The organism is Pseudomonas sp. NPDC089534 (genome assembly GCF_044749305.1).
Taxonomy (GTDB): domain Bacteria; phylum Pseudomonadota; class Gammaproteobacteria; order Pseudomonadales; family Pseudomonadaceae; genus Aquipseudomonas; species Aquipseudomonas ekonensis.
Genome location: NZ_JBIVHR010000018.1, coordinates 78,696 through 85,302, shown reverse-complemented (window position 1 = coordinate 85,302; position 6,607 = coordinate 78,696). Strand labels below are relative to the sequence as shown.

Here is a 6,607-nt window from a genome sequence, read left to right as displayed (position 1 = left end):
CGCCTGATCCATGACTTTGTCTTCGTGACCTTCCTGGTAGGTGTTGCCAACGGAGTCGGCGGTGAAGGCGCCGGCAGTGATCAGGCCTTGTTTTTCGCCGGTAACCGACATGTACGCTGGTGTTGCCATGGGAGGTGCTCCTTGCGGATTGAGTTAGGGTGCCCGGGAGGCGATATCGCCCGGTGGGTGCCTGACTGTTATCAAGGAGCGTGCCAGAAATAAAAAAACCATATAAATCAGTGATTTATATGGTTTTGTTCTGAGGGTGTCCGATCAGGCCGGCGAAATCCTTCGGAAAGTGCGCAAGAAGTTGCGCAGTGCTGCGCAACTTCTTGCGCACTTGGCTGGAGGCCCCGTCGTTTATGGCTTCCAGCGTGCCGTGCCAGACGTTTTGCGAAATGACTGCGCAACTTCTTGCGCAGCATGGCCACCTGACCTCAGAGACGTTTCAGACCCAATGCTTCAGCGCACGCCTCCAGTGAACGCCGCTGGGTGTCGGCATACAGCGCCAGTTCATCGATGGTCGTGCGGCCCAGCGCCTGCTCGAAGGTCTGGCGGTTCGAGTGTTCGCCGTAATGCGCCTGGGCGGCGTCCCCCAGGTTCGACTGAAAGATCCCCGCCGCGCTCACCGGCAGGAAATCTTCGTACACCAGCGGTTCCGCTTTCACATGGCCGTCGCGCAGCAGTTGGACCAGCGAGGCGTCAGCGGGACGCGCCGCCAAACCCTGTTCGGTGGCGAAATAGCGGAAGTAGGCCAATTCCTGTTCCCGCATGCCGTCGAGGCTGTCAGGAAATTCGCCAAAGTGCTGGGTCATCAGCGCGTTGTAGCGTGCGGCATTGCCTTCGTTGGGGAAGTCGCCGAGTTCGTCCCGGGCGGCGTTCAGCAGGCGGTCGTAGAGGGCGCGGCCCTTGGGCGTCAGTGCGGCGCCGCGTTGCTCGATCTCGCCGAAACGGGCGCTGTGGCTGCCTTGGGTTTGCGCTTGGTCGGTGAAGGCGACCGGTTCGTCGAGGGCCTTGAAGCTGGTCTGGCGCAGCAGGATCGGGCACTGCCGGCGCGGCGGGCCTTCGACCACGGCTTTGGGTGTGATGCCGTGCAGCGGCATCTGCGCCTGCACGATGTCGATGTCCAGGGTGCGCGGGGTCAGGTGGTTGATGTGCGGCCCCTTGAAGGCGACGACGTCGGCGATCAGGCGATGCTGGGCACTGAGGGTCTGGTACTGCGCGGCGGTGACGGTGGCGCTGTGGTGCCAGCGAAAGGTCTCCAGCGCTTGCAGGACGAATTCCTCGGCCTCGGCTTCGGTGAGGCCGCCGGCGGTTTCCGCCTGTTCGATCAGGCGCAGCGCCGCCGGGGTGAAGATCGAGCGACGATCCAGCACGGATTGGGCGAACGCCCGCAGCTCAGGATCCTCGATCAGTTCCAGGCGCAACAGCGAGGTGAACACCCGGAACGGACTGACCTGCAACGCCGCTTCGTGCACCGCGCGAAACGCCGTGGAATGCACCGGCACCCCCGCCGGCGTGAGGTCGTAGTAGCCCACCGGCTGCATGCCCATCACCTGGAACAGGCGGGCGAGGGTGGCCAGTTCCGTGGCGGTGCCGACGCGGATCGCGCCGTGGCGCTCCATGTCCAGCCGCTGGATTTCGCCGGTGTCGGCCAGTTGCCGGGCGATGTGCGGATCCCGGGCGAGCACGTCGCGGTTGGTCTGTTCCACCAGTTCCATCAACGCGCCGTACAGCGGCACTTCTTCGCGGTACATGTCGGACATCGCCTTGGAGAAGCGTTGACGGATCAGGTCGGGGCTGACGAAAGGCTGCACGGTCATGAAAAAAATTCCTGGCACGGTCACGTAAAGGATGGGGGAAAAGATCGCAGCCTTCTCCTGCGCGGGCAAACGAAGAATCCTACGGACTTCATTCTGCCAACGACTGATCCACCAGCTCGATCCAGTGCTTCACCGGCGTGCGTCCGGCACCGGCCAGATGGCTCTGGCAGCCGACATTGGCGGTGACGATCAGATCCGGGCGGCCGCTTTCCAGGGCGTTGAGGCGGTTGTCGCGCAGTTGCCGGGCGAGCGTCGGTTGGGTCAGCGAATAGGTGCCGGCCGAGCCGCAGCACAGGTGGCCGTCCGGCACCGCCGTGAGGTTGAAGCCCAGGCGGGCCAGCAGCGCTTCCACGGCGCCGCCCAGCTTCAGCGCGTGTTGCAGGGTGCAGGGGCAATGCACGGCGATGCGGCGTTGGCCGGCGCTGCACACCTGTTCGAGGGGCTCCTGTGCCAGGACCTGCACCAGATCCAGCGACCGTTCGCTGACCTGCCGAGCCTTGTCCGCGTAGGCCGGATCGTGCGCCAGCAGATGCCCGTAATCCTTGATGAACGCGCCGCAGCCGCTGGCGGTCTGGACGATGGCTTCGGCGCCGTTCTGCAGGTGCGGCCACCAGGCGTCGATGTTGCGGCGGGCACGCTCCAGCCCCTTGGCCTGGGCATCGAGGTGGTAGTCGAGGGCGCCGCAGCAGCCGGCTTCGCTGACCGGGGTGACGCTGATGCCGAGCCGGTCGAGCACCCGGGCCGTCGCGTCGTTGGTGTTGGGCGACAGCCCTGGCTGCACGCAACCCTCCAGCAACAACACCCGTCGTTCGTGACGTGGCACGGGGCGCGCGCCCGTCACCAAGGCGTGGGCTGGCAACTTGTCTTCCAGCAGGCGCGGCAGCAGCGGGCGAAACGTTGCGCCGATCCTCAGCAAACCCTTGAACACGCCCGGATTGGGCGCCAGGGCCCGCAGGCTTTCGCGCAGCAGGCGCTGGCCCGGCGGACGCGGCACGGCGCGGTCGACCACGGCCCGGCCGATGTCCAGCAGGTTGTGGTAGTCGACGCCGGACGGGCAGGTGGTCTCGCAGTTGCGGCACGACAGGCAGCGATCCAGGTGCAGTTGGGTCTGGGCGGTGGCCGGCGCGCCTTCGAGCACTTGCTTGATCTGGTAGATGCGCCCGCGCGGGCCGTCCAGTTCGTCGCCCAGCAACTGATAGGTCGGGCAGGTGGCGTTGCAGAAGCCGCAGTGCACGCAGGTGCGCAGGATCTTTTCCGCTTCGGCCGCCCGGGGCAGTTGCCGGGCCTGTTCGCTGAGGCTGGTCTGCATGGCTAAAGCTCCGCGTACATCCGGCCGGGATTGAACAGCCCTTGCGGGTCGAGTTGCGCCTTGAGCTGGCGGTGGTAGCGCATCAGCGCCGGGGGCAGCGGCTGAAACGGCGTGTCGCTGGCGCCGTGGCTGAAGCAGGTGGCGTGGCCGCCGAGTTCATGGGCGATGCGCTGAACGTCGGGTGCATCGGATTTCAGCCAGCGCTGGGCACCGGCCCAGTCGATCAGTTGCGCACCGGGCAACGTCAGCGGTCCGGTGGCAGGGGGCAGCGACAGGCGCCACAGCGGTGGGCCTTCATCGAAAAAGCTCAGGCGCTGTTCGTTCAGGTCCGACCAGAACGCCGAGTCCAACGGCTCGCCGCCAAGCCGTTGATGGGCGGCGGCCACCGAACCTTCACCGCCTTCAAGGCGCAGGTACAGCGCCGCGCCGTCATGGCAGGCGCCGCTGATCGGCAGCGCTTGCCGGCCCCAGTCGACGAGGTTCGCCAGGGCCCGCGTGCAGTCGATCTCCAGGCGCAGGCTCAGGCACTGCCGGGGTTTGGGCAGCACTTTGAGCGACACTTCGGTCAGCACGCCGAGGCAGCCGTGGCTGCCCGCCAGCAAACGGGAAAGGTCGTAACCGGCGACGTTCTTCATCACTTCGCCGCCGAAGCGCAGGTGCCGGCCGAGGCCGGTGATGACCCGGGTGCCGAGGACGAAGTCGCGCACCGAGCCGGCCCAAGGGCGCCGCGGTCCCGACAGCCCGGTGGCGATCATGCCGCCGACCGTGGCGCAATCGCTGAAGGCCGGCGGCTCGCAGGGCAGCCTCTGCCCGGCGGCGTCGAGCGTCGCCAGCAGCTCATTCAGCGGCGTTCCGGTCCGTACGCTGACCACCAGTTCCGACGGTTCGTAGCGCACGATGCCCCGGTGGGCGCGGGTGTCGAGCACTTCGCCGGCCACTTCGCGGCCGAGAAACGCCTTGCTGTTGCCGCCCTGGATCTTCAGCGGCGTGGCGTCGGCCCTGGCCCGGTTGACCTGATCCAGCAGCGCGTCGGCCGCATCGAGGTCGGCCATCAGAAACGCTCCAGGTCCGGAAACGGCAGTTGCCCGGCATGGATGTGCATCGCACCGAATTCGGCGCAGCGGTGCAGGGTGGGGATGTTCTTGCCGGGGTTGAGCAGGCCGTGCGGGTCGAACGCCGCTTTGACGGCATGGAACGTGCTCAATTCGTCGCTGTTGAACTGCGCGCACATCTGATTGATTTTCTCGCGGCCGACCCCGTGTTCGCCGGTGATGCTGCCGCCGACCTGCACGCACAGTTCCAGGATCTTTGCGCCAAGGGCTTCGGCACGCTCCAGCTCGCCGGGCCGGTTGGCGTCGAACAGGATCAGCGGGTGCATGTTGCCGTCGCCGGCGTGGAACACGTTGGCCACCCGCAGGCCGTATTCCGCGCCGAGCCGGGCGATGCCTTGCAGCACGCCGGGCAGTTCGCGGCGCGGGATGGTGCCGTCCATGCAGTAGTAGTCCGGCGACAGGCGCCCGATGGCCGGGAAGGCGTTCTTGCGTCCGGCCCAGAACTTCACCCGTTCGGCTTCGTCCTGCGCCTGGCGCACCTCGGTGGCGCCGGCCCGTTGCATGACCTCGCGCACCCGCTGGCAGTCGTCGTGCACATCGGCTTCGACGCCGTCGAGCTCGCACAGCAGGATCGCTTCGGCCTCCACCGGGTAGCCGGCGTGGATGAAGTCTTCGGCGGCGCGCAGGGCGAGGTTGTCCATCATTTCCAGGCCGCCGGGGATGATCCCGGCGGCGATGATGTCGGCGACCGCGCGGCCGGCCTTGTCCACGGAATCGAAACTGGCCAGCAGCACCTTGGCCACCGGCGGTTTGGGCAGCAGTTTGACGGTGACTTCGGTGATGATCCCCAGCAGGCCTTCGGAGCCGGTGAACAGCGCCAAAAGGTCCAGGCCGGCGGAGTCGAGGGCGTCGCTGCCCAGGGTCAGGCGTTCGCCTTCCACCGTGAGCACTTCGAGCTTGAGCAGGTTGTGCACGGTCAGGCCGTACTTGAGGCAGTGCACGCCGCCGGCGTTTTCCGCGACGTTGCCGCCGATGGAGCAGGCGATCTGCGAGGACGGATCCGGCGCGTAATACAGGCCGAACGGCGCGGCGGCCTGGGAGATCGCCAGGTTGCGCACGCCGGGCTGAACCCGCGCGGTGCGTGCGTCCGGGTCGATGTGCAGGATCCGGTCGAAGCGCGCCATCACCAGCAGCACGCCCCGGTCGAGCGGCAGCGCACCGCCGGACAGCCCGGTGCCGGCCCCGCGCGCCACCACCGGCACGCGTCGCTGGTGGCACAGCGTGAGCAGCGCCTGCACCTGCTCCAGCCGGCGGGGCAGGGCGACCAGCATCGGCGTGGTGCGGTAGGCGCAGAGGCCGTCGCATTCGTAGGGCTTGAGTTCGTCCTCGCGCCACAGCAGATCCAGGTCCGGCAGCGCCTGGCGCAAGGCCTTGAGCAGTTCTTCCTTGTCGACGTCGGGCAGCGGGCCGTCGAGGCGCTCGTCGTAGAGGATGTTCATCGCTGGGTGCCCAGGAACTCCCGGTACAGCCGCGCCGTGTTCGCCGGCTGCTCGACCATCGGCATGTGCCCGACCCCGTCCCACACGTCGACCCGCAGGTTGGCGATGCCCTTGCTCCACACCGGCACGCTGCTGACGTCGATCAACCGGTCCTTGCGGCCCCAGAGCAGCAGCGCCGGGCATTTGATGTCGGGCAGTTTCGGCTCCATCGGCGGGCTGGCGCGGAAGTCGCGGAAGATCTCTTCCAGTTCATCGCGCTGGTTTTCGTAGCGCTGGGCGATGGCATCCAGCACCAGCCCCGGCACCCAAGGCGGCGACGCCATGGTCATGGCATAGAAGCGCCGGAACTCCTCGCGGGAGTTGATCAGGAACGGATTGTGCCCGCGGGCCAGGTGGCGCTCCATGTCGCTGGCCTCCGGCGCGGTCACGCCGGCCGGATCGACCAGCGCCACCGAGGCGATGCGCTCGGGGTAGGTCGCCGCCAGCCACGCGGCGATGTAGCCGCCCATCGAGTTGCCGATCACGTGCACCTTTTCCACGCCGCAGACGTCGAGCAATTGGATCATCCGTTTGGCCTGCACCGGGATGTCGTAGCCGCCGCCGGCCTTGAAGCCGGTTTCGCCATGCCCCGCCAGGTCCGGGATGATCACCCGGTACTGGCTGACGAAATGCCGGGCGAAGCGCAGCCACAGGTTTTTTTCGGCGCTGTAGCCGTGCAGCATCAGGATCGCGCTGGACGCCTCGTAGGGCCCGCCTTGCCAGGTCGAGACGCTCATTTCGGCGATGGGCACTTCGATCTTGTGCAAGCGGTACAGCTTGGCCTCGGCGGCCGTGCTCAGCTCGTAGAGCCAATGGCCCACCGCCGGGTAGCTCAACCAGCTCCAGGCCACGAAAACCGCGAGAGCGACAAAGAGCACAAGCATC

5 protein-coding genes and 1 pseudogene are annotated in these 6,607 nt (G+C 67.1%); all 6 read right to left on the bottom strand.

The window, feature by feature from the left end; genetic code table 11:
• A pseudogene (locus tag ACIP0B_RS08210) lies at positions 1 to 129 on the bottom strand (type VI secretion system tube protein Hcp); the annotation flags it as partial.
• Positions 130 to 437: 308 nt separating this feature from the next.
• Positions 438 to 1,823, bottom strand: coding sequence for a VOC family protein (locus ACIP0B_RS08205; protein WP_400831093.1), 1,386 nt, complete (start codon positions 1,821 to 1,823; stop codon positions 438 to 440).
• Positions 1,824 to 1,911: 88 nt separating this feature from the next.
• On the bottom strand, positions 1,912 to 3,132 hold the full coding sequence (gene glcF / locus ACIP0B_RS08200; RefSeq protein WP_400831092.1) for a glycolate oxidase subunit GlcF: 1,221 nt from the start codon (positions 3,130 to 3,132) through the stop codon (positions 1,912 to 1,914).
• Between the two features lie 2 nt (positions 3,133 to 3,134).
• On the bottom strand, positions 3,135 to 4,184 hold the full coding sequence (gene glcE, locus ACIP0B_RS08195; RefSeq protein WP_400831090.1) for a glycolate oxidase subunit GlcE: 1,050 nt from the start codon (positions 4,182 to 4,184) through the stop codon (positions 3,135 to 3,137).
• Positions 4,184 to 5,683 carry a glycolate oxidase subunit GlcD gene (gene glcD, locus ACIP0B_RS08190; protein ID WP_400831089.1) on the bottom strand — a complete coding sequence of 500 codons (1,500 nt, stop codon included), beginning with the start codon at positions 5,681 to 5,683 and terminating at the stop codon, positions 4,184 to 4,186. Before glcD ends, glcE begins: the two co-directional genes overlap by 1 nt.
• Positions 5,680 to 6,606 (bottom strand): alpha/beta fold hydrolase, encoded by a 927-nt coding sequence (locus ACIP0B_RS08185; RefSeq protein ID WP_400831087.1) that lies wholly within the window; start codon positions 6,604 to 6,606, stop codon positions 5,680 to 5,682. The genes glcD and ACIP0B_RS08185 overlap by 4 nt, the downstream gene beginning before the upstream one ends.
• Position 6,607: the final 1 nt, after the last annotated feature.

Excerpts from the sequence above, each read along its gene's own strand:
- glcD (WP_400831089.1), bottom strand. The coding sequence starts at position 5,683 with ATGAACATCCTCTACGACGAGCGCCTCGACGGCCCGCTGCCCGACGTC.
- glcF (WP_400831092.1), bottom strand. The coding sequence starts at position 3,132 with ATGCAGACCAGCCTCAGCGAACAGGCCCGGCAACTGCCCCGGGCGGCC.
- glcE (WP_400831090.1), bottom strand. The coding sequence starts at position 4,184 with ATGGCCGACCTCGATGCGGCCGACGCGCTGCTGGATCAGGTCAACCGG.
- ACIP0B_RS08185 (WP_400831087.1), bottom strand. The coding sequence starts at position 6,606 with ATGCTTGTGCTCTTTGTCGCTCTCGCGGTTTTCGTGGCCTGGAGCTGG.
- ACIP0B_RS08205 (WP_400831093.1), bottom strand. The coding sequence starts at position 1,823 with ATGACCGTGCAGCCTTTCGTCAGCCCCGACCTGATCCGTCAACGCTTC.